Origin of the sequence: Pseudomonas sp. IT-P176, assembly GCF_949767245.1 — a bacterium.
Taxonomy (GTDB): Bacteria; Pseudomonadota; Gammaproteobacteria; order Pseudomonadales; family Pseudomonadaceae; genus Aquipseudomonas.
In genome coordinates this window covers 184184-210543 of the sequence record NZ_CATKPN010000046.1, presented here as the reverse complement: position 1 = coordinate 210543, position 26360 = coordinate 184184, and the positions used below count along the sequence as shown (strand labels likewise).

General features: G+C 57.2%; 20 protein-coding genes and 1 pseudogene. 6 read left to right on the top strand and 15 right to left on the bottom strand.

All coding sequences use genetic code 11. From position 1 onward, the window contains the following. Positions 1–10: 10 nt before the first annotated feature. From ACM6IP_RS13615 to ACM6IP_RS13605, 3 genes are read right to left on the bottom strand one after another with little or no spacing between them, the layout of a single operon-like run. Positions 11–3277 (bottom strand): type I restriction endonuclease subunit R, encoded by a 3267-nt coding sequence (locus ACM6IP_RS13615; RefSeq protein ID WP_414861656.1) that lies wholly within the window; start codon positions 3275–3277, stop codon positions 11–13. Beyond that, the gene (locus tag ACM6IP_RS13610; protein WP_414861655.1) at positions 3274–4620 is read right to left on the bottom strand and encodes a restriction endonuclease subunit S; all 1347 of its coding nucleotides are present in this window, start codon (positions 4618–4620) and stop codon (positions 3274–3276) included. Before ACM6IP_RS13610 ends, ACM6IP_RS13615 begins: the two co-directional genes overlap by 4 nt. Continuing rightward, entirely contained in the window at positions 4620–6953 is a 2334-nt protein-coding gene (locus tag ACM6IP_RS13605; RefSeq protein WP_407693842.1) for an N-6 DNA methylase, read from the bottom strand. Before ACM6IP_RS13605 ends, ACM6IP_RS13610 begins: the two co-directional genes overlap by 1 nt. Positions 6954–7161: 208 nt before the next feature. On the opposite strand from ACM6IP_RS13605, the gene ACM6IP_RS13600 reads away from it, so the two are divergent. After that, positions 7162–7290, top strand: a complete 129-nt coding sequence (locus ACM6IP_RS13600) for a hypothetical protein (RefSeq protein WP_414861654.1) — start codon at positions 7162–7164, stop codon at positions 7288–7290. A gap of 904 nt (positions 7291–8194) precedes the next feature. Further along, a pseudogene (locus ACM6IP_RS13595) lies at positions 8195–8767 on the top strand (integrase); the annotation flags it as partial. 336 nt (positions 8768–9103) lie between these two features. Here ACM6IP_RS13595 and ACM6IP_RS13590 read toward each other — a convergent pair. The 11 genes from ACM6IP_RS13590 to ACM6IP_RS13540 form a co-directional block, all read right to left on the bottom strand. Next, positions 9104–9421: a hypothetical protein gene (locus tag ACM6IP_RS13590; protein ID WP_407693840.1), complete on the bottom strand. Its 318-nt coding sequence runs from the start codon at positions 9419–9421 to the stop codon at positions 9104–9106. A gap of 139 nt (positions 9422–9560) precedes the next feature. Continuing rightward, a complete protein-coding gene (locus tag ACM6IP_RS13585; RefSeq protein ID WP_414861653.1) occupies positions 9561–10811 on the bottom strand; it encodes a tyrosine-type recombinase/integrase in 1251 nt (416 codons plus the stop codon). A gap of 395 nt (positions 10812–11206) precedes the next feature. Then, complete coding sequence (locus tag ACM6IP_RS13580; RefSeq protein WP_414861652.1) at positions 11207–11956, bottom strand: XRE family transcriptional regulator; 750 nt, start codon at positions 11954–11956, stop codon at positions 11207–11209. Between the two features lie 227 nt (positions 11957–12183). Next, positions 12184–12711: an inorganic diphosphatase gene (gene ppa / locus ACM6IP_RS13575; protein WP_095166255.1), complete on the bottom strand. Its 528-nt coding sequence runs from the start codon at positions 12709–12711 to the stop codon at positions 12184–12186. 111 nt (positions 12712–12822) lie between these two features. Next, the gene (locus tag ACM6IP_RS13570; RefSeq protein WP_095166257.1) at positions 12823–13635 is read right to left on the bottom strand and encodes a zinc-dependent peptidase; all 813 of its coding nucleotides are present in this window, start codon (positions 13633–13635) and stop codon (positions 12823–12825) included. 6 nt (positions 13636–13641) lie between these two features. After that, entirely contained in the window at positions 13642–14298 is a 657-nt protein-coding gene (locus tag ACM6IP_RS13565; RefSeq protein WP_095166259.1) for a DedA family protein, read from the bottom strand. 283 nt (positions 14299–14581) lie between these two features. Further along, positions 14582–15043: a GNAT family N-acetyltransferase gene (locus ACM6IP_RS13560; RefSeq protein ID WP_095166261.1), complete on the bottom strand. Its 462-nt coding sequence runs from the start codon at positions 15041–15043 to the stop codon at positions 14582–14584. A 130-nt stretch (positions 15044–15173) separates the two neighbouring features. After that, positions 15174–15998 carry an ethanolamine ammonia-lyase subunit EutC gene (gene eutC / locus ACM6IP_RS13555; RefSeq protein ID WP_095166619.1) on the bottom strand — a complete coding sequence of 275 codons (825 nt, stop codon included), beginning with the start codon at positions 15996–15998 and terminating at the stop codon, positions 15174–15176. Positions 15999–16009: 11 nt separating this feature from the next. Further along, a complete protein-coding gene (locus ACM6IP_RS13550) occupies positions 16010–17404 on the bottom strand; it encodes an ethanolamine ammonia-lyase subunit EutB (protein WP_095166263.1) in 1395 nt (464 codons plus the stop codon). Between the two features lie 98 nt (positions 17405–17502). After that, entirely contained in the window at positions 17503–18783 is a 1281-nt protein-coding gene (gene eutH, locus ACM6IP_RS13545; protein ID WP_095166265.1) for an ethanolamine utilization protein EutH, read from the bottom strand. A gap of 186 nt (positions 18784–18969) precedes the next feature. Beyond that, positions 18970–20490 carry an aldehyde dehydrogenase family protein gene (locus ACM6IP_RS13540; RefSeq protein ID WP_095166267.1) on the bottom strand — a complete coding sequence of 507 codons (1521 nt, stop codon included), beginning with the start codon at positions 20488–20490 and terminating at the stop codon, positions 18970–18972. A gap of 358 nt (positions 20491–20848) precedes the next feature. Here ACM6IP_RS13540 and ACM6IP_RS13535 point away from each other — a divergent pair, with 358 nt between their 5' ends. Further along, positions 20849–22759: a sigma-54-dependent Fis family transcriptional regulator gene (locus tag ACM6IP_RS13535; protein ID WP_414861651.1), complete on the top strand. Its 1911-nt coding sequence runs from the start codon at positions 20849–20851 to the stop codon at positions 22757–22759. Positions 22760–22782: 23 nt separating this feature from the next. Here the strand turns inward: ACM6IP_RS13535 and ACM6IP_RS13530 are convergent, their stop codons facing one another. Beyond that, entirely contained in the window at positions 22783–23907 is a 1125-nt protein-coding gene (locus tag ACM6IP_RS13530) for a molecular chaperone DnaJ (protein ID WP_414861650.1), read from the bottom strand. 190 nt (positions 23908–24097) lie between these two features. On the opposite strand from ACM6IP_RS13530, the gene mpl reads away from it, so the two are divergent. From mpl to ACM6IP_RS13515, 3 genes are read left to right on the top strand one after another with little or no spacing between them, the layout of a single operon-like run. Further along, positions 24098–25447 carry a UDP-N-acetylmuramate:L-alanyl-gamma-D-glutamyl-meso-diaminopimelate ligase gene (gene mpl, locus ACM6IP_RS13525; protein WP_320333093.1) on the top strand — a complete coding sequence of 450 codons (1350 nt, stop codon included), beginning with the start codon at positions 24098–24100 and terminating at the stop codon, positions 25445–25447. Next, a complete protein-coding gene (ubiX, locus tag ACM6IP_RS13520) occupies positions 25444–26076 on the top strand; it encodes a flavin prenyltransferase UbiX (protein ID WP_095166275.1) in 633 nt (210 codons plus the stop codon). Before mpl ends, ubiX begins: the two co-directional genes overlap by 4 nt. Then, positions 26069–26353, top strand: a complete 285-nt coding sequence (locus ACM6IP_RS13515; RefSeq protein ID WP_095166277.1) for a YceK/YidQ family lipoprotein — start codon at positions 26069–26071, stop codon at positions 26351–26353. The genes ubiX and ACM6IP_RS13515 overlap by 8 nt, the downstream gene beginning before the upstream one ends. Positions 26354–26360 lie beyond the last annotated feature (7 nt).

Genomic DNA, 26360 nt, shown 5'->3' with positions numbered 1-26360 from the left:
GGACATGCGATTATTGGTCTGCCAGCTTAAGTAAATCGAAAACCACTCTGGCAAATTTACTGGCCTTAGCAGGGTCAGAGAGCAGTTGCATCATCTGGTTCTGGTGGGCATCGCCACTGTCCATAATCGCGTCATCAACCGCATTGGCGAAGTTTCCAAGCAATGCCTGTTCGGGAGTATTGTTTGCCAGTTGTTGCATAACTAACTGGTTTTCACTGACCTTGTCACGGATGGTATAGGCGTAATTTACCATGTCTTTTTCAGTCAGTTGGTCCGTCACAAACAGCTCATTGAGCCGTTCTAATATCTGTGAAAGCAGCTCTTCCTTTTTGTCCTTCGCAGCCGCTGATCCAAGCCCCTCACCTGGCACGAGCTTATAGTCGGGCGAGTCTTCTTTTAGCTTCAGGTCTTGCTGGCGTATTTTCGAAACGCGGTAATGGCTGAGCACGACACCAGTGAGGTCAATATCATCCTCATCCACAGCGGCTTCACGCAGCATTGGGCTTAGATTGCGTGCGTACAGGCTGAGCTTTTCCAGCTGCTTATCATCGTAATCGACGATCTGCGACATGAATTCATAGAAACGCACAAAGGTGCCCAGATCCTTTTTGAAGATGTCCAGGGCGTCCTTGGCTTGCTTGCATTCCTTCAGGTCGTTTTCAGCGTTGGCGATCAATACTGCATCCTGAGTCTTTTTGATTCTCTCAAATATGTCTTTCGAGTGTGCGTAGGCATCAACCGCCAACTTGTAGCGTTTAGTCCAGCGTTCGACCGCAGGCTTGCAAATGTTGGCAATCGCCGCATTGCTTTTGTTTTTGATGAAAAAGGCTGCGGAGAACTGCTCAACCTCGCTGGACTTGTAAATGCCCGCCGCGTTGAGCTTCTCAAGCAAATCGAAGATCAAGTCTGGATCGGAAACATCTGCCAGCTCTGCCGTCTGAAAGTACGGCTGGAACGAGTCAAGGATGTCTTGCGGCTCGTTGAAGAAGTCCAGGATGAACATGCCAACGTCCGCCTTGCCGGGATACGTACGGTTCAAGCGCGACAGGGTCTGTACGCACTCGACGCCGCCGAGTTTTTTGTCCACGTACATGGCGCAGAGCTTGGGTTGATCAAAGCCGGTCTGAAATTTGTTGGCAACGATCATCACCTGATAATCATCGCTATCAAAGGCTTTGCGCATATCGCGGCCTTTGAGGTTGGGGTTCATGTTGCTCTCGGTGTATTTGTTGCCGAGTAACGCGACCGCATTTGGGTCTTTCTCTGTGAACTCCACCTCACTGGAGAATGCCACCATGGCATGGATTTTTTGGTAGCCCTTATCGACGATGTAGTTGTCGAAACACAGCTTGTATCGCACGGCCTCTTTGCGTGAGCTGGTGACCACCATGGCTTTGGCTTGACCGCCCAAAAGGCCCATCACGTTGTTGCGAAAGTGCTCAACAATCACCTGCACCTTTTGCGCGATGTTGTATTCGTGCAGGCGCACCCACTGGTTGAGCTTGACCTTGGCTTTCTTGCTTTCGACTTCCTGATCAGCCTTGTCGATTTTTTGCGCCAGGTTGTAGGCCACTTTGTAGTTGGTGTAGTTCTTCAGCACATCGAGAATAAAGCCCTCTTCAATGGCCTGACGCATGCTGTACACGTGGTAGGCTGCGGGCTTATTGGTTTTAGAGGGCTGCTCAGTGGGCTTGGGCAAACGGCCAAACAGCTCCAGCGTTTTGGTTTTCGGCGTAGCGGTGAAGGCAAAGTAACTGAGGTTTTTCGACACGCGGCGTGAAGCCACGGCGGCATCGAGAATGTCCTCGGTGCTAAGTTCGTCCTCACCATTAGCCTTGGCCTCAATCATCAGCACTTCTTTTAGCTGGCGGGCGGTAGAGCCGGTTTGCGAGGAGTGGGCTTCGTCAGCAATGATCGCGTAGCTGCGCTCTTTCAGGCTGACGCTGTTTTCGATGGCGCGCAGCACATAGGGAAAGGTCTGGATTGTGACGATAATAATCGGCTGCGAGTTTTCCAGCGCTGCGGCGAGCTTTTCCGATTTAGAACCGTCGCCTTCCTGATTATTGATGCGTCCAACCGCGCCATCGACGTGTTCAAACTGGTTGATCGTGTCTTGCAGTTGATCATCCAGCACGGTGCGATCCGTCACCACAATCACTGAGTTGAATTGTTTGCAGCCCTGTGCGTCGTAAAGCGCCGACAGTTGATGCGCGATCCAGGCAATCGAGTTGGACTTTCCAGAGCCGGCGCTATGCTGGATCAGGTACTTATGGCCAGGGCCTTCAGTGCGGGCCGCTGTGACCAGTTTATTCACTACATCCCACTGATGGTAACGCGGAAAAATCAGGCTTTCTTTTTTGTATTTACGACCTTCCCAATCTTCTTTCTCTTCAATTTGCAGATGCACAAAGTGCCCGAGAATCGATAGCAGATTGTTGGGCAGCAACACTTCGTTCCACAGGTAATCGGTGGCGTACTGGTTAATGTCTGCCGGCACATCGTTACCGGCACCGCCGACAGAGGTGCCCTTGTTGAATGGTAGGAAGAAGGTCTCCGCGCCTTCCAGCCGCGTGGCCATATAGACCTCGTACTGGCTCACGGCAAAATGCACCAGAGCACCACGCTTGAAGGTTAGTAGTGGCTCGGGCTTCTTAGTGACAGGATCTGTCGCAAAGCGTGTGGTTTTGTATTGCTTAATGGCGCTGTGCACAGCCTGCTTGAATTCGGATTTCAGCTCTAGTGTTGCGACCGGCAAGCCATTTACAAACAGCACCAAGTCAATTCGCCAGGCTTTGGCCTTGCTGCCGGACTGTTCGAGATGTTCTTTGCTTGCCCAGGGCGAATAAACCACCTCAGGCACGACACGGCAGCGGTTCTTAGCGTAGCGAGTCAAGGTATCGGGGTTTAGATCGTGTTCAGGTTTGAACTGACACAGACTGAACCGGGTGCCCCGGTGACGCAGTTCATGGCGCAACACGCCCAGCGTGCCGAAGGTGCGCATTTCTTTGCTGGCGGCATTGGGATCAGTTTTATTCAGTTGGGTAGCGACACGTTCAAGAAAGTGGTGTTCTGGGTTGCTTGGGTAGAGCGCGCAGAATTTTTGCCACTGTTCATCCTGGGTTTCTTTGACAAAACCCAGCAGGTCTTCGGAGTACAAGGCCAATTCACGGTTGTAATTTTCCGTTTTGCCCAGCAGCCAGCCTTTGGCAACGAGATGCTTGAGCATATCGTTCTGGAATATCAGTTCGTTGGCCTTACCGCCACCCAATGCACTCATGCGGCTACTTCCCTGTTGGTTTGAATTTCTTTAGGGGCTACCCAGTGTCTGACATCTATTTTTCCAGTGATAGCGGCGGAAATTAGAGCAGTGCGGCGCTCTTCAAGTAGTAAAATTTGTTCCTCAGCTTTATCGATCAGTTCTGTATATTTTCTGCGCTGCTTTTTGATGAACTCAGTAATTGTGCGTTGTTCACTATTGTTAGGGTATGCAATTGGTATGTTTTGGAGGATAGGTACGCTTATGTTTTTTTGCGCACTGCCCCAGCCAAGTAGGTCGAAGTATGATTTTCCAGTGTGGGAGTTCAAATACTCTGAAAGAAACTCAGGCAACATAGCTTTGCTTGGGGTGGCAACTAAGTTTGTAAAACATTGCGAGTTGTTCAATTGCTCAGGAATAACTGCGCTTACGCCCGGATAACCTGTTCTTACGGTTATTACGTCATTTGCATACAGATATTTAGAGCTATTTTTTTCTGAAAACTCTTCTGTGATAAACAACATCCCAGTAGTGTCAAGGCCTTCCTCTTTGATGTTTGTCGAGCGGATAATAGGGACGCCAGAGTCTGTATATGCATGTGTTGCTGCTTCTGCGATACCCACCACAATTCTAGTTGTACAAAACTTATATCTTCCAACCACCCAGTGTCTTGGGACTTTTCCTAGCCATTCAACTCCTGATTCGCGCATCTCAGCGTTAGAGTTCAAGCCTTTCGTTACTGCTTGGCTAATCGCCGCCTGGCGTTTTTCTTTTAATAGCTGGATAAGCTGCGTTTGCTTTTCAATGAGAGTGCCAATTTTAGCAGTCTCGTGGTCGAGAAAATTGGCGATTTTTACTTGTTCTAACCTATCGATACAAGGGATACGTATGCCGCCGAGCTTTCCTTTGGTTACATGAACCATGCCTATGACTCCATGAGCTTGCTCTTCCACGTAATACGTGACAGCCTTTAATGTCCAGTATAGCCACTGCTTATTACAAGAATACTCATCTAGTTTGAAAATATGCTGGTTAAGGTAATGCTCGCCCGTTCTCCACCATAAGAATGGCCCGAAAGAAGTTCCTCTGTTACCTGACCATCCAAATAAAAGATCACCTTCTAATACGCGGTAGCGGTCGTCAACTCGCCCCTCAAAGCAGTTAAAGTCATGGCTGCCATTGAGGTTTTCAATTCTTATAATAGGAACTCCATCTTCACTCCATTCAGAAGGCTTAAATGCATTTCCGTTGATGAAGTTGGTCACGCATTTTAACGGCGTAGTTGACCATGTGTCTGGAATTAGACCGAGCCACTCAACCCCGGAATCTTTATACTCAAGATACGTTTGATATCGTCCCGCCATTACGAATGTACCTCTTGTAGCAGCTGCATAATCTCGGCTGATACGACATCTAGATCCGCGTCGATCTCAAGCAACCCCCTAGGCGGCTGATACTGGTAGAAATGCCGGGCAAAGGGGATTTCATAACCGACAATACCGACTTGCTGATCCTTAGGATCTTTCTTGCCAGCATCTATCCAGGCATCGGGCACGTGGGGCTGCACTTCTTTTAGGAAGTACGCCTCATTGATGGCGTTAACGCTTTTATCCGGCTGGAGCGCGACGCTCTCGTTGTCGCGCAGGTCACTGTCTGGTTGGTATTCCAGTACCTCGCCGTCGACGGCAAACAATCCATACAACGGATTGGCTTTGGTTTTGTGAACCTTCTTAATTACCTTGGCTGCATCTGAGTTCTTCCAACTCACAGCGTCAATAATTTGTTTCTTGTCTTTCGCGTCCAGGTTTACTCCCTGCTTCTTGCAGGCGATTTTGAGGGCGTCGTCAAGGGTGTTGAAGTCATCATGCTGGGCAGCTCCGATGCTGGCCTTCAGCTGCTGCGTTTTGAGTAACAGCCGTTTTTGATCCATCCAGGTTGATCTGCTTAGCAAATCCTTGAGATGCTTTTCTTTCAAATCGGTGAAGTGAAGTTTGCAATAGCGGCGGATGGCGTCTTCATGGCCACTTAGGTCACCGTAAAGCTTGCAGTCGTCTTCGTCGCTCCAGCTCTCGCCCTCCAAGCTGCTGTATTCCTGATAAACCCAACGCATGGCGCTGTTGAGGGCGCCCGGAGCGAAGCGACAGGTAGCCACGCGTTCGTCACTAAATTGGTAAGACAGCCGCAATGGGCGTTCGATGCTGATTCGCCGATAGCCGAACTCATATGTGTTGTAGATCTTGCTGGCGAAGGTCTTGGGCACTTCAGCTTTGGGGTTGGCTGCCTGACGGCCACGATTGCTTTTTTGTGCGGCTTGTTTGTCTAGTTCGTAGGCATCGACTGCGACAAAACTGCCGAAAGCGCGAATCACCGTTGCAATATCGCTTTCATCCATTTCATTGCGCTTGGAACCGAGAGATTTTCGCATTTTGCTGCATAAGTTCACGCCGTTAATTAGCTGAACCTTGCCCTTGCGCTCTACGGCTTTTTTGTTCGACAGCACCCAGACGTAAGTGGATATGCCGGTGTTGTAGAACATGTCGGTGGGCAGCGCGACGATAGCTTCGAGCAAATCGGCTTCTAGAATATATCGGCGAATTTCCGATTCGCCAGAGCCAGCGCCTCCGGTAAACAACGGCGAGCCATTGAGGATAATGCCAATCCGCCCACCACCTTGAGAACCGTCGCGTAGCTTGCTGAGCAGGTGCATTAGGAACAACAAGGAGCCATCGCTGACCCGTGGCAACCCTGCACCAAAACGGCCACTGAATCCTTTTTGCGTGTGCTCTTCACTGATCTCTTGCTCGATCCTTTTCCAATCCACGCCAAAGGGCGGGTTAGAGAGCATGTAATCAAATTCAGTGGCGTAAAGCTGGTCGTTCGAGAGGGTGTTGCCTAGCTTGATGTTGCTGACGTCCTGCCCCTTGATCAGCATGTCCGCTTTGCAGATGGCGTAACTCTCGGGGTTGAGCTCCTGGCCATAGGCGCGCATCACCGCTTTTGGATTGAGCTCATGTACGTATTCCATGCCTGAAGATAGAAAACCTCCAGTGCCCGCTGTTGGGTCGTAAATGGTTCGGATGATGCCGGGCTTTGTCAGCGCATCATCGTCTTCCATAAACACTAGGGAGGTGGTGAGCCGCACGATGTCACGCGGGGTAAAGTGCTCCCCAGCGGTGTCATTGGAGCTTTCCGCAAATCGGCGAATCAACTCTTCAAACACCAGGCCCATGTCGTGGTTGGAAACAGCCGCAGGGCTTAAGTCCGTCTTCCGTACCTTTTGCACAACCTTGTAGAGCAGGTTGGCATCGTTCAGCTGTCCGAGAAACTCGGTGAATTTGAAGTGTTCGAAAATCTCCCGTGCATCTTTGGAAAAGCCCTGCAGGTAGGACTCCAGGTTGGCCTTGATGCCGGATTCACCGAGCTTGGACAGATCCATTTTCGAGGTATTGAAAAACGACAGCCCACCGCTTGCACGCAGGAGCAGTTTTTCCTGGGCTTCTTCGGAGATATTGAGTTGCTGGACGCGTGCATGCTCCGCCAGCACCGCTGCCTTGCTTGCCTCTAACACGCATTCGAGACGACGCAACAAGGTGAAAGGCAGAATGATGCGACCGTACTGGCTTTGTCTAAAGTCACCACGGAGTAAGTCGGCTAAAGACCAGATGTAGGCGGCCAGGTTGTTGGAGGCTTGCGACATGTACTGAAGTCCTTGTAGTGTTCGAAAGCTGCGGAGCCACTGCGCAGCTTGGTGATGAATATAACTGGGGCGCATTATGCTGCAACGACAGCGAGAGGTGATGGCTTCAGTCGGGTATTCCACCCAAAAGCTGGTGCGGTAGGGCAGTGACGACATTGAAAGTCAAATAAGCCACAAGGCCGAACTCCTTGAACAGCGCAGGCTGATCATGGCGCGGTGGAGCAACTACCTCGATGCCAACCGCCATGGGCATGTGACGCCCCACGAATTTGCCCACCCGGTCGGCGACAACATCACCTCCCTGCCAAACAGTCGTGGCACATTCCATCGTGGGTAAGCCTGTGAGATCACCTGGTCCGCCCTTTCGCGCGGGTCCATCCAAGCAGGGCAGCAAAGCTGCCCTGCTTGGATGGACCTCACTTAAAAAATTTAAAGCCCACCCAACCGTCTGTGGAAAACCACTGATTTCCACCGGTGCATAATTTCATCAACAGCCGCAGAACTCCCGAAAATTCGAGCCTTGACCCGAATTATCCACAGGCGTAGAAAAGATCGGGCAAAGCGCTGTCGTTGACAGCAACCCAGGTAGCCAGAACCTTTGAGGCTACGCCACGCCGTGGTGGTTCTCCCAAAGTGCGATTAGCGTCCGGCGGCTCGCACGCTCACAGCGATGTGATGGATGCCTACTTTTACCAGTGTCCCCACTGCGGCAACTTCCCCCATTCATAGCTGCCTTGCAGCAACCTATCCGCTTGGCCATTTCCTTGCGCCAACCTGCGCCCGTCTCTTTCTCCCGGAAAGAGACGGGCGCTCCTACCGCTGCTGCAGCCCAACTCGTACAAGGCTTTGCGGCATTCCCTCTCGTGACAATCGGCGTGACAAACACCGAAGTCACCAGCAACAGCGATGCAGATGATGGTGCCGCAGCCTACGGAATGGACTGCACCTGACTGACAGTCAGGCATGCCCCGGTCATCGCTTCACTGCCTTCACCCGACTCAGGATCTCGCGGCATTGGTCTCGTCAACCGGCGCAGCCTCCACCCGCCCACTTCTTCGGAAGTGCTCAGGAGGCCAGATCATGAGGTGCCCAAGCTCTCGGTCGTAAAGAGCCGCCAGTCCCGCGTTAGTGGACAACCCTCACAGGTCGCAGGGGCCTTGATCCCTGAGAACACTCAACATTCGTGGCGGGATGACGTGGGGGAGGGTTTTAAAAGTTTTTGCTTCGAGAGGAGTTTGATCATGGCCTTGGTCGGTAGACGGGATGGGCGAAATTTTGGGTATGGTCGGCAGTTGAGTTATGCCGGGGTGCAGGCATTAAAAGACCTGTTCGGCGGTGGCCACTACGGCACGGTCAAGGCGCATTCTGATCGCTGGCAGGCGTTCATGCGCTGGTATCGGTCAGACGATGGTCCTCGGTTCAATGATGCGCGGCAGGTTGATCGGAAGGTGTTGGCCGACTATGCGGCGTATCTCCGTGACCTGGTTGGGCGCGGTGACCTCGCCATCAGCACCGCGCAAAATCGGCTATCCAGTGTGAATCGGACCATGGCCACGCTTCGAGGTGATCAGTACGTCAAAATCCCCAGTCCGAGTAAGGCGCTGGGAATGCGGCGCACCAGTATTCGTTGTTCAATGTCGCAAGGCCAAGACCGCGAACAGGTGAAGCGGATCGTAGAGGTGCATTGCGAAATCCAGCAGCCGCGCGCCGCTGCCATCGCTCAGTTAGCGCGAGCCACCGGTATGCGCTTGCGCGAGGCGATTTTGGCCGGCCTTCCCCGTCTAAAACGTGAAGCCAAGCAATTCGGCAAGATGTTTACTGTGTAATCCTTGGCGATCCCTTTGTCGGCGAACGAGCCGCTAGCGGTTTCAAAAACTTGGTGGAGTTCGATGCTCTCGAGTTTGGTCGACAATTTCCCCCGTTCGCTGCCGATCCTGGAAGTGCCATGCAGGGAGCTCTTCATCAGGTGAGTTCGGATGCGGTGATTCGTGGCCAGTATGACGCGAGGCTCATGTCGCTGATTTTTGGCTCTGTCCGACCAAGTTTTGATGAGGCTTATGCCGTTTTTCGGCGCCACGCTGAAGCATTGATCCAGATGCTCTAAATCCCTCAGATCATAAAATGGTCTGAGGGGTTTCAGCATGCAGGTGTTAGCGGGGATAGTCCTTCGACATAGCTTCGTAATTGGCATAAATCCAAGCTTGAACTTTTGCGCGCCCTTGCGTTGTACCAGGCAGCTTTTCGTGAAGCATCCATTCCACAATCAACAGGCCTTTGAGTGAGTTTTTGTTATCTTTCCAGCCGATTGAGTTGATCATGTTCACCACCTCATACTTTTCTTTCCGGCTGAAACGGTCAGCATCTTCGACAGTCTTTGTGGGATCGTCCCCTTTCACAGCAGTATCGCTATAGTCGGTGTAATACAGCTCACTGGGTTTGATCTTGATTAGCGTGTTTGTTGTGGTCATTTGCTGTGCGCCGGAGTGTGCCCGCGAATTGGGGTGATATTGAATTGATGGCGCTGAATACAGATTTCAACTAAGTCGAAGCTTAAGCTTGTTACAGAATGCTTCGGTGGCGCCGTTGTTTAGCCCATTCTGGTCTACGTTATTTAGTAATTCGCGCATTTTGAGCCAGCCGGCTTTGTGTATCGCTGCCACCTTTGGGCGTCGCGTACTGCGCCCACAGCTCCATCAGTTCTCGACGTTTATCGAAGAAATCAGAGCGGGAATAAGCGCTTTCGGTTTCACCTCGCTCATCATGAGCCAGTGCCAGTTCACAAATCTCTCGAGGGAAACTGGTCTGCTCGCCCGCCCAGTCGCGGAACGTTGAGCGGAATCCGTGGCGAGTGATGCTTTCATAGCCGAGCCCGTGCAATAGGTTACGAATGCCGTTGGCATGCATGACGCCGCTACGACCACTCCCTGGAAATACATAAGGGCTTTCGCGGCCGAGCTTGGGAAGATTCTTGAGTAGTGAGACGACCTCTGGCGCCAGAGGGATCGCGAAAGCCTGGCGGGTCTTCATTCGTTCGTCGGGCAAAGACCAGCGACAGGACTCAAGGTCGAATTCATCCCAGCGCGCGAATCGGACCATGTGTGAGCGAGCGCCGGTTAGGATCAGTAACTGAGCTGCAACAGAAACGTGGCTGGTGTCCTTACGCAAGGCTTCCATGAGCTTCGGCAGGTCTTGCCAATTCAGCGCGGGATGATGCAGGCGTTTGCGAGCTTTCTTCTTCTCATGACGGCTGAGCAGGTTTTCCAGATGGCCGCGCCAGCGTGCCGGGTTCTCTCCGGTTCTGAGACCTCGGGCTGTGGCGGCATCCAGGATCTGTTCGATTTGCCCACGTACTTCGTCAGCCGTCCGCGTTTTAGTTGACCATATTGGCTGCAAGACTTTGATCAGATGCTTGGTCTCGATCTGGTCAGCTGAAAGCTTCCCTACCGTAGGGAATGCATAGAGCTCGAGTTTCCTCAGCCAGCCCTTGCGCCATTTCTCCGACCAGCTCGAGCCGTGGGCATCTCGATAGTCGGTGGCCAATTTCTCGAAGGTAATCAGATGTGCCAGTTCTCGTCGCTCTGCCTCCCGCTGAGCGGCTTGTTCAGCCTGTCGTTTAGCGAGTGGATCAGTGCCGTGGAGGATCTGGACTTTATTTTCATAGGCGGCTGCGCGGGCTTTTTTCAGGTCGAGCTGAGGGTAACTCCCGAGACCCATCTCCCTGCGTTTGCCGTTCAATTGAAAGCGGAGTACCCAGGTTTTTCGTCCTGAGGGTTTCACCAAAAGACGAAGCCCTTCACCGTCTTCGTACGTCCCAGCCTCAACCAGACTCTTGACTTGATTAGCGGTCAGTTTACCCATTTTTTTGCCCTCTGTTCCCCCACTTGTTCCCCCACTTACGCGTGGAACGCCTCGGATCAAAACGGAAGTCACAGGAACAAAAATAGGTTGAAACCCTTGATCTAGCAAGGCTCTCGCGATTTTCAGTAGATGAAGGTGGCTTTCAAAAAGGCATTAAAAAGCCGGCTTGTGGCCGGCTTCTCGGGGACTGGCTTGGTTTATTTTTGGTAAACCGTACCAGCCTTCAAAACGTACACCCGGATCTTGCGTCCGGCTGTGGGACTTGGCGAGAAAGTCATCTGCCTTGTCGGTGCGATCGGACCGGCGCGGGGCGGGTCGATGCAAATGTGGTGCGCAGCATACTGATTTTTTTGGGGAATTCCCAGTGCGATGTGTATTGCAGGGCGTTGCGGTGGTCATGCAAAGGGTACTGGCGGGCGCTGTTTGTTGAGGGTGGACCACCAGAACACCCAGCCGAGGACGTCGATATCCTGTTTTTTGATTTGTTCGGCGCTGAAGATCTCATCCGGATAGCCGCTGCTGTTGTGGCTGCGCAAGCGCAGGGCGCCGCCGGGGAGGCGGTGCAGGTATTTGATGCGCAGCATGCCGGCGTGCTGGAGGGCGTAGATCTGGCCGTCGATGATCTGGGTCAGGCTGCGGTCGATGGCCAGGGTCGAGCCGTCTTCGATTCTCTCCGACATGCTGTCGCCGACCATGGGCACGCAGATGGCGTGGATGGGTTTGACTTCCAGGTTCTCCAGGTAGTGGCGGGGCAGGCGAACGGCTTCGCCGGGGATTGCGACGACATGGGTGTCGCTGGAGCCGAGGGCTTTGGGCTGTTCTTTGTAGAGCGGGATTTCGATGTCGGGGGAGTCGACACTGACCTGGTATTGCTCGCGGGACTCCCGGGTGTCCAGCAGGGGGATAGTCGGCTCGGGCGCTTGGCCGATGACGGGATGCTTGGGGCCTTCGCCGTTGATCAGCCATTGGCTGTTGACGCTCAGCAGGCGGGCGATTTCTTCGACGCGGGGGTAGGGCACGCCGCGGATGTACCAGTTGTTGATGTGCTGGGGCTCGACGTTGCAGAAGGTAGCAAACTCCGAGGGGGTGATTTTCACCTCCTTGAGGAGTGCCTTGAAGCGTGGGCCGCATTTGTGTTTTTTCATAAACGCGGATTTTACTCAGTCAACTAACGGTATTGAATAAACAAACCGATCAATTTGCGCAGGAATATCCGCTTGTTTTGCAAGAGCTTGTAAGTGAGCGCTAAACGCAACTAAACAGCCTTCCAAATTGTATTAATTAGACTGTTATTTGAAGTTTCTATAGTTATAAAAAAACCCCGGATAACCGGGGTTTTTCAAGCCGTCAGTGGCGCCAGGCCAATGCCGTCTCAGCCTTTGTAGGCGGCAACCGACTTCATGATTTCAGCGCGCGCAGCTTCGGCGTCGCCCCAACCGTCGATCTTCACCCATTTGCCTTTTTCGAGATCCTTGTAGTTCTCGAAGAAGTGTTTGATCTGTTCCAGCAGCAGGGCTGGCAGGTCGGTGTATTCCTTGATGTCGACATACAGCTGGGACAGCTTGTCGTGTGGCACCGCGATAACTTTGGCATCGCCGCCGCCGTCGTCGGTCATGTGCAGGATGCCAACTGGACGTGCGCGGATGACCGAGCCTGGAGCAACCGGGTAAGGGGTTACAACCAGCACGTCGAGGGGGTCGCCATCGTCAGCCAGGGTGTTGGGGATGAAACCGTAGTTGGCCGGGTAGAACATTGGGGTGGCCATGAAACGGTCAACGAACAGGCAATCGCTGTCTTTGTCGATTTCGTATTTGATCGGCGCGTGGTTAGCCGGGATCTCGATCGCGACGTAGATGTCGTTCGGCAGGTCTTTGCCAGCCGGAATCTTGCTGTAGCTCATTGGGCGGTGCCCCCGTTAGTGGCCAAATGACTTGGCCGGATTGACCAAAAAGTGGCGGCGATTATAGGCATATTCCTGAGCCTGTGCCACGTACCAGAAGTCGCGTAGACCTTAGTCGTGTGGTTGATACGCCGGATGTTCGGCTTGCAAATGCGCAAGCCTTGCCAGGGGATCCTGGCGGTAGAACAGCTGCAGTTGCTGATAGACCTGTGGATAACTGCCGTGCAGCAAATCCGGGGCGCTGAAGAAGTATTCGCTGGTGACGGCGAAGAACTCGGCGGGGTTTTCCGCGGCGTAGGGGTCGATCGGCGTGTCGGCATCGGGGTTGTGGTCGAGTTGGCGGTTGAGGTCGTCGTAGGCGTGTTGCATCACCTGCGCCCAGTCCGAGACCCGCATGTCACTGTGCAGCGGCGGCAGGCCGTTGGCGTCACCGTTGAGCATGTCGAGCTTGTGCGCCAGTTCGTGGATCACCAGGTTGTAACCTTCCCAGCCACCACTGGCCATCACTCCCGGCCAGGCCAGGATGATCGGCCCTTGCTGCCAGGCTTCACCGCTGTGTTCGCCGTCCCACTCATGCTCCACGCCACTGGCATCGCGATGGCGCTGCGGGCTGAGGAAGTCGTCGGGGTACAGCACGATCTCATGGAAACCCTGGTACCAGTTCAGATCGCCCAGGTGCAGCAGCGGCAATTGAGCCTGGGCGGCGAGCAGCAGGCGTTGTTCCTGGTGCAGTTCGACGCCGGGCAGGCAGGTCAGGTGTTTGTCCTGCAGGAACAGCACGGCCGACTCGCGCAGCCATTGGTCCTCGGCCTCGCTCAGGCCGTCGAGAAAACTCAGGTGCTGACGGACTCGCTGCCAGGTTTCATCGGCAACGGGGTGCTTGGCCAAGGTGCGTTGGCGACGCCAGGTGCTGAGCAGGCCCATGGGCGATCAGCGCGACTGGGCTTTGGAGCTCGAGCCACCGAAGCGGCTGCGGACCAGGCCAATGATCATCGGCACCAGCGACAACAGGATGATGCCTACCACCAGCAGCGACAGGTTCTTCTTGATGAAGGGCACGTTGCCGAAGAAGTAACCCAAGGTCACGAGGCCGCCGACCCAGAGGATGGTGCCGAACACACTGAAGGCGAAAAAACGCGGATAGGGCATCTTGGCGACACCGGCGACGAAGGGCGCAAAGGTCCGGATGATCGGCAGGAAGCGCGCCAGCGTCACGGTCTTGCCGCCGTGCTTTTCATAGAAGTCGTGGGTTTGTTGCAGGTAGTCGCGGCGGAAGATTTTCGAGTTGGGATTACTGAACAGTTTTTCCCCGGCCGTTCGACCGACCACATAGTTGGTACTGTCTCCGAGTATCGCCGCCAGCATCAGCAGGCCTCCCAGCAGCACCGGGTCCATGCCGCCACCGGCGGCGACGGCACCGGCGATGAACAGCAGCGAGTCGCCCGGCAGGAAGGGCATGACCACCAGGCCGGTCTCGCAGAAGATCACCAGGAAAAGAATGGCGTAGATCCATGGCCCGTAGTTGGTGACCAGCATATCGAGGTACACATCGAGATGCAGGACAAGGTCGATCGGGTTGAAATCCATGGAGGGCACCTGTGTGGCGGCTCGACTCGGCAAGCCTGTGCGGAAAGTCTGAAAAATATGACTACAAGGCCGCGGGCTATTTCTTACGGCCGATAAAGATCGCGATTATACGGACAGCAAAGTGAAAAGCGTGTGGGTTTTGTAGCGAGGGATTACGAAGGCGATGGTGTGAGGATTGCCGGGGGAATCAAGTGCATCGGGTTCAGCCTGGGTTCAGGTTTCAGGGGCGCAACGCACCCCCGGCGGGAGCGAGCGCCCGCGCCACCTGGAAACGTCACAAATGTCAGAGTTCGTCGCTGATCGGCAAAATGTAGTTCTTGAACTCGCTGTCTTCACGAAAGCCCATGGACTCGTAGGTTTTTTGCGCCACCAGGTTGTCGCTGCTGGTGGACACGCGCATGCGCACGGCCTGGGTTTCCTTGGCCATTTTTTTCGCGGTGCGCATCAGGTTGTCGGCGACCAGTTGGCGGCGGGCGTCTTCGGCGACGTAGATGTCGTTGAGGATCCATACCCGCTTGAGCGACAGGGACGAGAAGCTCGGGTACAGCTGGCAAAAACCCAGCAGTCGGCCATCGTCGTCATCTGGCAAGGCCAGGTAAATCACCGACTCCTTGCGGCGCAGGCGTTTTTCCAGGAACGCGCGGGAGGAATCCGGATAAGGCAGCGAACCGTAAAACTCGCGGTACTTGACGAACAGAGGCGTCAGCAGGTCCAGGTGCTCGAGAGTAGCTTGAATAATCCGCATGCTAGAGGCCTCAACTTCAAGTAGATATGACGGCAGTTTCCAGTGGATTTGACGGCAATTGATCCATCACTCGGGCAGCCGTTCGTCGACTCTGCCTCAAAGCGCGACTAAAACGCAATGCGCAGTAGACTCAGGGTTTCTGCGGACCGAGCAGGAAATTGGAGCTGGTTTGTGCGTCGTTTTCTGACTCGATAGTCTGCAGTTGCGCCTCATCTTTCAGGTTGACGCCCGATAGCTGCCGGCGACAGGCCTCGCGCATCAGGTACAGCAGGCGGTGGGCGGCCATGCCGTAGCTCAGACCCTCGAGGCGGACATTGGAGATGCAGTTGCGGTAGGCGTCCGTCAGGCCGACCTTGGGGTTGTAGGTGAAATACAGGCCGAGGCTGTCGGGCGAGCTGAGGCCGGGGCGTTCGCCGATCAGGATCACCACCATTTTGGCTCCCAGCAACTGGCCGATTTCGTCGGCCACGGCGACCCGACCTTGTTCCACCAGAATCACCGGCGACAGGGACCAACCCTCGGCCTCGGTCTGTTCTTCCATGCGCGCCAGGAAGGGTAGGGTGTGCCGATGTACCGCCAGTGCCGACAGGCCGTCTGCCACCACCACGGCCAGGTCGACCCCGCCTGGGTGGGCCTCGGCATATTCACGCAGGGTTTGCGCCGAGTGCTCGGAGAGTTTGCGCCCCAGGTCCGGGCGCTGCAGGTAGCTATGCCGATCGCTGGCGGCGCTGTGCAGCAGCAGGCTGGCGCGTCCGGCTGTGGCCAACTGCGTGCTCAGCCCGGCGTGATCGAAGGGTAGGTGCACGGCGTCACGGGCCTGGGCGTGGGCGTACTGGAAATCCAGTTGGGCACCGGTCGGCATGCTGGTGCCGGAGCGGCCCAGGGCGATGCGCGCGGGAGTCAGGCGGCGCAGTTCCAGCCAGGGGTTCTGCGGGTCGATCGGTGGTTGTTCCATGAGCACCTCTTTCATCCCAGTTGCGCCAGGGCCTGGCGGAAGGCCGGCGGCAGGTTGTTGCCGAACCGGACCTTGCCGTCACCCTGCGTGAAAATACCCATGTTCGCCAACCATGCCTCGAATTCCGGGGCCGGTTTCAGGCCCAGGGTCTGGCGCGCGTAGAGGGCGTCATGGAATGAGGTGGTCTGGTAGTTGAGCATGATGTCGTCGGAGCCGGGGATGCCCATGATGAAGTTGATCCCGGCCACGCCCAGCAGGGTCAGCAGGGTGTCCATGTCGTCCTGGTCGGCTTCGGCGTGGTTGGTGTAGCAGATGTCGCAGCCCATGGGCACGCCGAGCAACTTGCCGCAGAAGTGGTCTTCCAGGCCGGCGCGGATGATCTGCTTGCCGTTGTACAGGTACTCCGGGCCGATGAAACCGACCACGGTGTTGACCAGGAATGGCTTGAAATGCCGTGCCACGGCATAGGCCCGGGTCTCGCAGGTTTGCTGGTCGAGGCCGAAGTGGGCGTTGGCCGACAGCGCGCTGCCCTGGCCGGTCTCGAAATACATCAGGTTTTGCCCCAGCGTGCCGCGGTTGAGGCTCAGTCCGGCGTCGTAGCCTTCCTGGAGCACGCTCAGGCTAATGCCAAAGCTGGCATTGGCGGCTTCGGTGCCGGCAATCGACTGGAACACCAGGTCCAGGGGCACGCCACGGTTGATCGCCTCGATGGAGGTGGTGACGTGGGTCAGGACGCAGGCCTGGGTCGGTATTTCGTAGCGCTGGATCACCGCGTCGAGCATTTCCAGCATGGCGCAGATCGAGGCGATGCTGTCCGTGGCCGGGTTGATGCCGATCATCGCGTCGCCATTGCCGTACAGCAGGCCGTCGAGAATGCTCGCCGCGATACCGGCCGGCTCGTCGGTGGGGTGGTTGGGTTGCAGCCGGGTCGACAAGCGACCGCGTAGGCCCAGGGTCCCGCGAAAGCGGGTGACTACGCGAATTTTCTGCGCCACCAGCACCAGGTCTTGCACGCGCATGATTTTCGACACGGCCGCGGCCATTTCTGGCGTCAGGCCGGGGGCCAGCGCACGCAGACTGTGTTCGTCGGCGGCGTCGCTGAGCAGCCAGTCGCGAAAGCCGCCGACGGTCAGGTGGCTGACGGTGGCAAAGGCGTTGGCGTCGTGGGTGTCGATGATCAACCGGGTGACTTCATCGGTCTCGTAGGGGATCAGCGCTTCTTGCAGAAAGTGCTTGAGCGGGATATCCGCCAGGGCCATTTGCGCCGCTACCCGCTCACCGTCGTTCTGCGCGGCGACACCGGCCAGGAAGTCTCCGGAGCGTGCCGGGCTGGCTTTGGCCATGACGTCCTTGAGGTCGTCGAAGCGGTAGGTCTGGGCGCCCACGCTATGGGAAAAACTTGCCATTTCAGTCTCCGTTTCAAATAGGACAGTGCGCTGCCCGGGGCCGGCCGTGGCTGAGCATGCCACGCTCGGCGTGGGCAGCGCACTTCAATGCAGCAGACTCAGGCCGTTGCCTTGGTGCCATCGGGGTGCAGGGTTTCCGGCAGCGGCAGGCCCAGGTATTCGCCCTTGGCAATGATCCCGGCGGCGCGGTCCTCGGCTTCCAGTTGCAAGGCCTTGGGTACCGACAGCCAATACGCCAGGCCCACGGCAATGAAACCTGCACTTATCTTGCCAATCAGCACCGGCAGAATAATGGTGGGCTGGAAGTTGGCAGTGAAGGACAAGTGGTCGCCCAGCAGGAAGGCCGCGCACACGCCAAAGGCAATGTTGATCACTTTGTCCTTTGGCGGCATGAAACGCACCAGGCGGAACATGGCCAGGATGTTGGCGATGGTCGCCAGCATGCCGGCGCTGCCAACGGCGCTCAGGCCGATCTTGCTGCCGAGGCTTTCCAGTGGCTTGCCCAGGTACTTGCGCAGCAGATAGACCATCGGGAAGGCACCGGCCAGCATGATGCCGATGTAGCCAGCGGTTTCCAGGGCGCGGGTCTGGTCTTCAGCGTCGGCGATGATCGGGTGGAACCCCCAACTGCCGAACACCAGGGTGAATACGCCGGTGAAGTACTCGACGATGGAGAACACCAGGACCAGCTTGATCGCGGCGTCCAGGGTGCGCCCGAAGATGATGAAGCCCTTGATCATCAGGTCGGGCAGAAAACGCAGGCCCAGGGCCAGGGCCACGACGAAGATCAGGATCGGCAGCAGGTTGGCGAAGATGCTGCCCAGGCCCAGGGCCAATTGATAGGTGGCTTCGCCGTTGGTCGACACCAGGTCGCGCACCAGCGGGTTGCTGAACGCGAGGATGACACTGGCAATCAGCACGCCCAGCGGGATAGTCAGGATGCCCGACATGATGCCCAGGGCCATGTACTTGTGGTCGCGCTTGTCGAGCATCGCCAGGCCCATGGGAATGGAGAACACGATGGTCGCGCCGCCCATGAAACCGGTGATCAGCGCCATGACCAGTGCTTCTTTACTGGCCGCCAGGGCCGAGGCCAGGTGATAACCGCCCATATCCGAGGCGATGATCATGGTCGCCGCCAGTGCCGGGTCAGCGCCCAGGGAGCTGAAGAACGGGCCGAAGGCTTTTTCGATGACCACTGTCAGGTAGGGGATGGACGCCATGATCCCCGCCGCCGGCACGAAGATGTGCCCGGTGGCGTGGATGCCTTCCATGAATTCTTTACCAAGTCCTTCATCGCTGTTGTAGATCGCCGCGAAGGCGCCGAGTACGGCGCAGAACATGATGAGATAGAGCACGTAGTTGCCGATCTGATCCATTGCGGTTTCCTTTCTTATTGTTGTTTTCCAGCGCGGACGCTGTGTTTCACCAAAGGCGCGCGGGCTTTTGCGATTTTCTGCTTGCAGCCGTGCGTCCGGCCGCCGAGGGGGGCCGAATGCACTGCATGAAAAAGAGTCTTGCCGGTACAGGTCAGTCCCGGCGACCGAAGTCGCCGGGAGGTTGGATCAGAAGAAGCCCAGCGGGTTGATGTCGTAGCTCACCAGCAGGTTTTTGGTCTGTTGGTAGTGATCGAGCATCATCTTGTGGGTTTCACGGCCGACACCGGACTTCTTGTAGCCACCGAACGCGGCGTGCGCCGGGTACAGGTGGTAGCAGTTGGTCCAGACGCGACCGGCCTTGATCGCCCGGCCCATGCGGTAGGCGCGGTTGATGTCGCGGGTCCACAGGCCAGCGCCGAGGCCGAACTCGGTGTCGTTGGCAATGGCCAGGGCTTCGGCTTCGTCCTTGAAGGTGGTGATGCTCACCACTGGACCGAAGATTTCTTCCTGGAACACGCGCATTTTGTTGGTGCCCTTGAGCAGGGTCGGCTGGATGTAATAGCCGGTCGCCAGGTTGCCCTCGAGTTTTTCCACCTTGCCACCGGTCAGCAGCTCGGCGCCTTCGCCCTTGGCGATTTCCAGGTACGAAAGGATTTTGTCGAATTGCTGCTCGGACGCCTGGGCGCCGACCATGGTGTCGGTGTCGAGCGGGTCGCCGCGCTTGATTTGCAGGACCTTCTTCATCACGACTTTCATGAAGTCGTCGTAGATCGACTCTTGCACCAGGGCGCGCGATGGGCAGGTGCAGACTTCGCCCTGGTTGAAGAACGCCAGCACCAGGCCTTCTGCGGCTTTTTCGATGAACGATTCTTCGGCTTGCATGATGTCGGCGAAGAAGATGTTCGGCGACTTGCCGCCCAGTTCCACGGTCGACGGAATGATGTTTTCGGCGGCGCATTTCATGATGTGCGAACCGACCGGGGTCGAGCCGGTGAATGCGATCTTGGCGATGCGCTTGCTGGTGGCCAGGGCTTCGCCGGCTTCTTTGCCGAACCCTTGCACCACGTTCAACACGCCCGGTGGCAGCAGGTCGCCGATCAGTTCCAGCAGCACGCTGATGCCCAGCGGCGTTTGTTCGGCCGGCTTGAGCACCACGCAGTTACCGGCAGCCAGGGCCGGCGCGAGTTTCCAGGCGGCCATCAGGATCGGGAAGTTCCACGGGATGATCTGGCCGACCACGCCCAGCGGTTCGTGGAAGTGATAGGCCGCGGTGTGTTCGTTGATTTCCGCAGAGCTGCCTTCTTGCGCGCGGATGCAGCCGGCGTAGTAGCGGAAGTGATCAGCCGCCAGCGGGATGTCGGCGTTCAGGGTTTCGCGCACGGCCTTGCCGTTGTCCCAGGATTCGGTGATTGCCAGGACTTCGAGGTTCTGCTCGATGCGATCGGCGATTTTCAACAGCACCAGGGAGCGGTCCTGGACCGAGGTCTTGCCCCAGGCATCGGCCGCGGCGTGGGCAGCGTCCAGGGCTTTTTCGATGTCTTCGGCCGTGGAACGGGGGAATTCGGCAATCGGCTGGCCGTTGACCGGCGAGGTGTTAGTGAAGTACTGGCCTTTGACAGGCGCGACGAACTCGCCGCCGATGTAGTTACCGTATTTGCTTTTGAACGAAACGATAGCGCCTTCAGTACCGGGGTGAGCGTAACGCATGATGAGTGTCTCCTTGGCTTTTGTGCTTATAGGGGAGTACGCGCAATAAGCGCTGGTACAAGCCTAGAGCAAAGGTCGGGCCAGTGCCTTGTGGTGCCTGTAAATCAAGGGTTTGCGCAGTCGGCGGCGGGGCCTTGCTTGCAGGCTGTGCCAGATTCGATACGGGTCGTGTGACACTTTGTACCGTTTGTGGCACAGCGCGTGACCGGTCGGTCTCGCTGGCATTGCAATGCGCGCCGGGCTGGAGGATGCTCGGCTGCATGAGAGGGCGAAGCACTCGCCTGAACCAGGCACAGGATAGGGGACACGGGGGTTACGACCGTTCTGCGGACCTGACCCTCGGGGAGAACAATAAGAAATGCACAGCAACCATTTAAGTCGCCATGCCCAACAGGTCTTGACCGTCACCCAGGGCAAGAACCAGTTGCACGGTCCGGGCAGCGATCCGTCCATCGCCCGCTCCTGGCTGCGGTGTCTGGAGGACTATCATCTCGATCCGGCATTGGCCATCGCGCCCACGGTGCTGGAGCATGGTCGGGTGCTGGAAAGTCGCGAGCGCCTGCAGCAGGTGCTGCAGATTGCCGGCGGAGAAATGAACAGCCTGCATCAGCAACTCAGCGGTGCCGGGCATGCGGTGTTGTTGACCGACGCCCGTGGGGTGATTCTCAACTGTGTCACGGCGTCCACCGAGCGCAAGATCTTCGAGCGCGCCGGCCTGTGGCTCGGCGCCGATTGGAGTGAGGCCTGCGAAGGCACCAACGGAATCGGCACTTGTTTAGTGGAACGCCAGGCGCTGACCATCCACCAGGATGAACACTTTCGCGGCCGTCACACGGGCCTGACCTGTTCGGCCAGCCCGGTGTTCGACCCCCATGGCGAGCTGCTGGCGGTGCTCGACGTTTCCTCGGCGCGCCATGACGTTTCGCGCCAGAGCCAGTTCCACACCATGGCGCTGGTCAATCTCTCGGCGAAAATGATCGAGAGCTGCTACTTCCTGCGCCACTTCGACAACCAGTGGTTGCTGCGCTTTCACCTGCAGGCCGAGTCGGTCGGGTTGTTCAGCGAAGGGCTGCTGGCGTTTGACGGGGAAGGGCGCATCAGTGCGGTCAACCAGAGCGCGTTGAACCTGCTGGGGCATATTCGCGGCGGCCTGGTGGGCAAGCCGGTGGAGGCCTTTTTCGACTGTTCGCTGGATCAACTGTTGTCTCGCGCCAGCGTCAACGCCAGCGCCAGTTGGCCGCTGCGCACCCGTGACGGCCGGGCCTTGTTTGCCCTGTTGCGCGGTCAGCCGCGCAGTGTGCCCGCCCCGGTTGCGCAGGCGCAGAGGGTTGCCGAGCGGCCGCGGTTGGCCGGTATTTGCCTGGGCGATGAAGGTTTGCAGGCGGATTTTCGCAAAGCCCTGCGGGTGTTCGAACGTGATGTGCCGCTGTTGATCAATGGCGAGACCGGTTCAGGCAAAGAGGCCTTTGCCAAGGCCGTGCACCAGGCCAGCCAGCGTGCCGACAAAGCCTTTGTCGCGCTCAATTGCGCGGCCATTCCTGAGAGCCTGATCGAGAGCGAGCTGTTCGGCTATCGCGGCGGCAGTTTCACCGGCGCACGCAAGGAAGGCATGCGCGGCAAGCTGCAGCAGGCCGATGGCGGGACTTTGTTCCTGGATGAAATCGGCGACATGCCCCTGGCCCTGCAAACCCGCTTGTTACGGGTACTTGAGGACCGGCTGGTGGTGCCGATTGGTGGTGAGCCGCAGGCGGTCAACGTGCGGATCATCAGCGCCACTCACCGTGACTTGCTGGAGCGGGTGCAGGATGGCAGCTTTCGCGAAGACCTGTATTACCGGCTCAATGGTCTGGAGGTAGGCTTGCCGCCCCTGCGTGAGCGCAGTGATAAATCCCAGCTGCTGGACTTTCTGTTGGCCGAAGAGGCAGGTGGCGAGGCGGTGTTGATTGATGCTCCGGCGCGCCAGGCGTTGCTCGGGTTTGCCTGGCCAGGCAACGTGCGGCAGTTGCGCACGGTGCTGCGGACCTTGGCAGCCTTGTGTGAAGAGGGGCGCATCGGTGTGGAGGACTTGCCGGCGATGATTCGTCAGGCTCGTCCGGCATCGAGCAGTGCACCGGCAGCGGTCGAGTTTCCACTCGACGATGCCGAGCGCCTGGCCTTGCTCAATGCCCTGGAACAACAGCGCTGGCACATGACCCATGCGGCCGAACAGTTGGGGGTCAGCCGCAATACCCTCTATAGAAAGCTGCGCAAGCACGGGATAACCCGTTAGGTGTTGGCTGAAGTGACGGCTGTTCAGCGAAAGAACGGGTCGTCGAAGAACAGGTCGTCGTTGAGTGATTTTTCCATTTCGCGCTCATAGTCCCTCTGTGCCTTGAGCCAGGCTTTCAGGTTCTTGGGATCATTCAGCTCTTCGCCGAGCAGAATATGTTCCTGAATATCATCCAGGACCGAGTCGAGTTGCTGCTGGTAAAAACCAGGCAGGTTCGCCAGTGTCAGTTTGTCGAACGGGTCGAGATTTAGCTGCAGTTTGAATCCTTGCTCCTGATCGAATACTTCCTGTTTTAGCTCATCGAGTTGCTCGGTCAATACGCGGTTGTAATGTTTCAGTCGATCAGCAGTCAGCGTGTTGAGGGTGCTTGCATCGATGTGCTCCAACTCCAGCTGTAGTTGCAGCAGCTCAAGCAGATTGCGCTGGCCATAGGCATGGTTGACGCGCTGCATCAACACGGTTTTGCGCTCGCGCTCGTCAGGGTCGGTTTCTCGGTCTGGGTGCAGGGCGCTGGCCAGTTTGCGGTACACCTCGCGCACGGACTGGCTGGCCTCGGCGGCGGCTGCTTCCTGGCGTAGCTGGTGGGCGTTTTTCTTGCCAGGTTTGTTTGGCTCAGGTTGTTCGCTCTGCAAGCGCTCATTTATTTTTTGCGCGATGTCGTCGGGAGATAGCCCCTGGATATCGTCGTCGAGCTCGACCCCGAACATCTCCTGCAGTCCCAGTTTGAGAAACTCGTTGTCTTCTTCCTCATCGGTATCGAAGTCTCGGCCACTGTGCTGGTTGTACAGCGCTTTCAAGCGCACTTGCTCCTCTTCGCTGCAATTGCCGCTATCAAGCAGGGTGTAGGCTTGGCCGCAAATTTCCTGGGTCAGTGTCTTGCGATCAGTTTTCGAGAGTTTGATTCGCTCGCCCAGGTCGCTCAGAAGTTGCACGAACCCGACCGTGTGTTGATGCAGGATGTCGAGCTGGGGCACGAACTCACTGTGCCAGCGCTGCTCATAAAGCGCGGTGGCCGCTTCCCACGCTTGCAGGATCTGCCGTTGTTTGTCGATTTTTTTCACCAGCTCATTGAATTTTCGCTGCCCGGCAGACAATTTTTTGGGACCTTTGTCTGGGGAGATACTCAGGTCGTAGGTGGTTTTGCTCATGGGCGGTCTCCGGCGATCACTCAAGCGTGAGGGATGCCAAGATTATCAGCGGCATCGGTGGTGTACAGGGTCGCAGGCAGATTCTGAATGTTCAGTCGTTTAATAGGGTGCAGTGACTCGCCCGTTTAAACATCAGGTGCGATTTTTCCCACCCTAGGCTAACCTGCCTCGATGTTTTACGAGGTTGACTATGCACATTCATATCCTGGGTATCTGCGGCACTTTCATGGGCTCGATGGCGGTTCTGGCCAAAGAGCTGGGCCATCGCGTGACCGGCTCCGACGCGAATGTCTATCCGCCGATGAGCACCCAACTGGAGGCTCAGGGCATTGAACTGACGCAGGGTTATGACCCGGCCCAGCTCGACCCGGCCCCGGACCTGGTGGTGATCGGCAATGCCATGTCCCGCGGTAACCCGGCGGTCGAGTACGTCTTGAACAAAGGTTTGCCGTACGTCTCGGGCCCGCAGTGGCTGGCCGACCATGTGCTGCAAGGGCGCTGGGTGCTGGCGGTTGCCGGCACCCATGGCAAGACTACCACCAGCAGCATGCTCGCCTGGGTGCTGGAGCACGCGGGCATGAGCCCGGGCTTCCTGATCGGCGGCGTGCCGCAGAATTTCTCGGTCTCGGCGCGCCTGGGCGACACGCCGTTTTTTGTGATCGAGGCTGACGAATACGACAGCGCCTTCTTCGACAAGCGTTCGAAGTTCGTCCACTACCGCCCGCGCACTGCGATCCTCAACAACCTTGAGTTTGATCACGCAGACATCTTCCCCGATCTGCCAGCGATCGAGCGCCAGTTCCACCACTTGGTGCGCACCATCCCGAGCGAAGGCCTGGTGATTCATCCGACCACTGAGCCGGCGTTGCAGCGGGTCGTCGAGATGGGCTGCTGGACCCCGGTGCAAACCACCGGTGCCGGCGGGCAATGGCAGGTCAAATTGCTCAGCGAAGACGGTTCGAAGTTCGAAGTGCTGTTCGAGGGCGTCGCGCAGGGCGTGGTCGACTGGGACATGACCGGTCAGCACAACGTCGCCAACGCGTTGGCGACCCTGGCGGCAGCACGCCATGTCGGCGTGGTCCCGGCCATGGGCATTGCGGCGCTGAGCGCGTTCAAGAGTGTCAAACGGCGCATGGAAGTCGTGGCCCAGGTCAACGGCATCACCATCTACGACGACTTTGCCCACCATCCGACGGCGATCGCTACCACCCTGGACGGCCTGCGTAAGCGCATTGGCGACGCACCGCTGATTGCCATCATCGAGCCGCGTTCCAACTCCATGAAGCTCGGCGCGCACCGTGACGGACTGCCGGAAAGCGTGGTCGATGCCGACCAGGTGATCTGGTACGCTCCGGCCAACCTGGGCTGGGACCTGGCGGGCACCGCGGCGCTGTGTACGGTGCCGTCGATCGTCAGCGATTCGCTGGACGGCATCATTGCGCGGGTCCAGAGCCAGGCTCAACCGGGCACGCACGTGGTGATCATGAGCAATGGCGGCTTCGGCGGCCTGCACGGCAAGCTGGCCGAGGCGCTTAAATGAACAACGGTCCGGATCGCATCACGCTGGCCATGACGGGCGCTTCAGGCGCCCAGTATGGCTTGCGCCTGCTCGATTGCCTGGTGCGCGAAGACCGTGAGGTGCATTTCCTGATCTCCAAGGCCGCACAGTTGGTACTGGCTACCGAGACTGACGTCACGCTGCCGCCCAAGCCGCAGATGATGCAGGCCTTTCTCACCGAATACACCGGTGCGGTCGCCGGGCAGATTCGGGTGTATGGCAAGGAAGACTGGATGTCGCCGGTGGCCTCGGGCTCCGGCTCACCGGCCGCGATGGTGGTGGTGCCCTGTTCGACCGGGACCTTGTCCGCCATCGCCATGGGCGCCTGCAACAACCTGATCGAACGTGCCGCCGACGTGACGTTGAAAGAGCGCCGGCAGTTGATTGTGGTGCCGCGCGAGGCGCCGTATTCGAGCATTCACCTGGAAAACATGCTCAAGCTGTCGAACATGGGCGTGACTATCCTGCCGGCGTCGCCGGGTTTCTATCATCAGCCGCAGACCATCGATGACCTGGTGGATTTTGTCGTGGCGCGGATTCTCAATGTGTTGAACATCCCGCAGGACATGCTGCCGCGCTGGGGCGAACACCATCTGAGCAGTGATGAGTAAGCTGCTGCTGGTGCTGCTGGCCTTGCAACTGGTCGGTTGCGCCAGTGTGCGCACCCTGGATGCGGCGCAACCGGGCGCTCCGGTGGTGTATTCCGGGGCGCGCCTGGACTGGTATGCGCTACAGGGTGGTTGTTGTGCCAAGGATCGGTTTGGTGCCGAAGCCCCGAGTTATCCAGGTCTCGACCTGCCGGCCAGTGCCTTGCTCGACACGCTGTTGCTGCCGTTGTCGGTGTTGACGGTGCTTGGGGTCGGGTTTCAGGCGACGGGCGGGTTGTAGCGCAGGG

What these genes read in the sequence shown, in the direction of transcription:
- eutC (WP_095166619.1), bottom strand. Translation starts at nt 15,998, where the DNA reads ATGGAACAACCACCGATCGACCCGCAGAACCCCTGGCTGGAACTGCGC.
- ACM6IP_RS13535 (WP_414861651.1), top strand. Translation starts at nt 20,849, where the DNA reads ATGCACAGCAACCATTTAAGTCGCCATGCCCAACAGGTCTTGACCGTC.
- ACM6IP_RS13580 (WP_414861652.1), bottom strand. Translation starts at nt 11,956, where the DNA reads ATGAAAAAACACAAATGCGGCCCACGCTTCAAGGCACTCCTCAAGGAG.
- ACM6IP_RS13590 (WP_407693840.1), bottom strand. Translation starts at nt 9,421, where the DNA reads ATGACCACAACAAACACGCTAATCAAGATCAAACCCAGTGAGCTGTAT.
- ACM6IP_RS13530 (WP_414861650.1), bottom strand. Translation starts at nt 23,907, where the DNA reads ATGAGCAAAACCACCTACGACCTGAGTATCTCCCCAGACAAAGGTCCC.
- ACM6IP_RS13615 (WP_414861656.1), bottom strand. Translation starts at nt 3,277, where the DNA reads ATGAGTGCATTGGGTGGCGGTAAGGCCAACGAACTGATATTCCAGAAC.
- ACM6IP_RS13585 (WP_414861653.1), bottom strand. Translation starts at nt 10,811, where the DNA reads ATGGGTAAACTGACCGCTAATCAAGTCAAGAGTCTGGTTGAGGCTGGG.
- ACM6IP_RS13565 (WP_095166259.1), bottom strand. Translation starts at nt 14,298, where the DNA reads ATGGATTTCAACCCGATCGACCTTGTCCTGCATCTCGATGTGTACCTC.
- ACM6IP_RS13600 (WP_414861654.1), top strand. Translation starts at nt 7,162, where the DNA reads ATGGCGCGGTGGAGCAACTACCTCGATGCCAACCGCCATGGGCATGTG.
- ppa (WP_095166255.1), bottom strand. Translation starts at nt 12,711, where the DNA reads ATGAGCTACAGCAAGATTCCGGCTGGCAAAGACCTGCCGAACGACATC.
- mpl (WP_320333093.1), top strand. Translation starts at nt 24,098, where the DNA reads ATGCACATTCATATCCTGGGTATCTGCGGCACTTTCATGGGCTCGATG.
- ACM6IP_RS13550 (WP_095166263.1), bottom strand. Translation starts at nt 17,404, where the DNA reads ATGGCAAGTTTTTCCCATAGCGTGGGCGCCCAGACCTACCGCTTCGAC.
- ACM6IP_RS13560 (WP_095166261.1), bottom strand. Translation starts at nt 15,043, where the DNA reads ATGCGGATTATTCAAGCTACTCTCGAGCACCTGGACCTGCTGACGCCT.
- ACM6IP_RS13605 (WP_407693842.1), bottom strand. Translation starts at nt 6,953, where the DNA reads ATGTCGCAAGCCTCCAACAACCTGGCCGCCTACATCTGGTCTTTAGCC.
- eutH (WP_095166265.1), bottom strand. Translation starts at nt 18,783, where the DNA reads ATGGATCAGATCGGCAACTACGTGCTCTATCTCATCATGTTCTGCGCC.
- ACM6IP_RS13515 (WP_095166277.1), top strand. Translation starts at nt 26,069, where the DNA reads ATGAGTAAGCTGCTGCTGGTGCTGCTGGCCTTGCAACTGGTCGGTTGC.
- ACM6IP_RS13570 (WP_095166257.1), bottom strand. Translation starts at nt 13,635, where the DNA reads ATGGGCCTGCTCAGCACCTGGCGTCGCCAACGCACCTTGGCCAAGCAC.
- ACM6IP_RS13610 (WP_414861655.1), bottom strand. Translation starts at nt 4,620, where the DNA reads ATGGCGGGACGATATCAAACGTATCTTGAGTATAAAGATTCCGGGGTT.
- ubiX (WP_095166275.1), top strand. Translation starts at nt 25,444, where the DNA reads ATGAACAACGGTCCGGATCGCATCACGCTGGCCATGACGGGCGCTTCA.
- ACM6IP_RS13540 (WP_095166267.1), bottom strand. Translation starts at nt 20,490, where the DNA reads ATGCGTTACGCTCACCCCGGTACTGAAGGCGCTATCGTTTCGTTCAAA.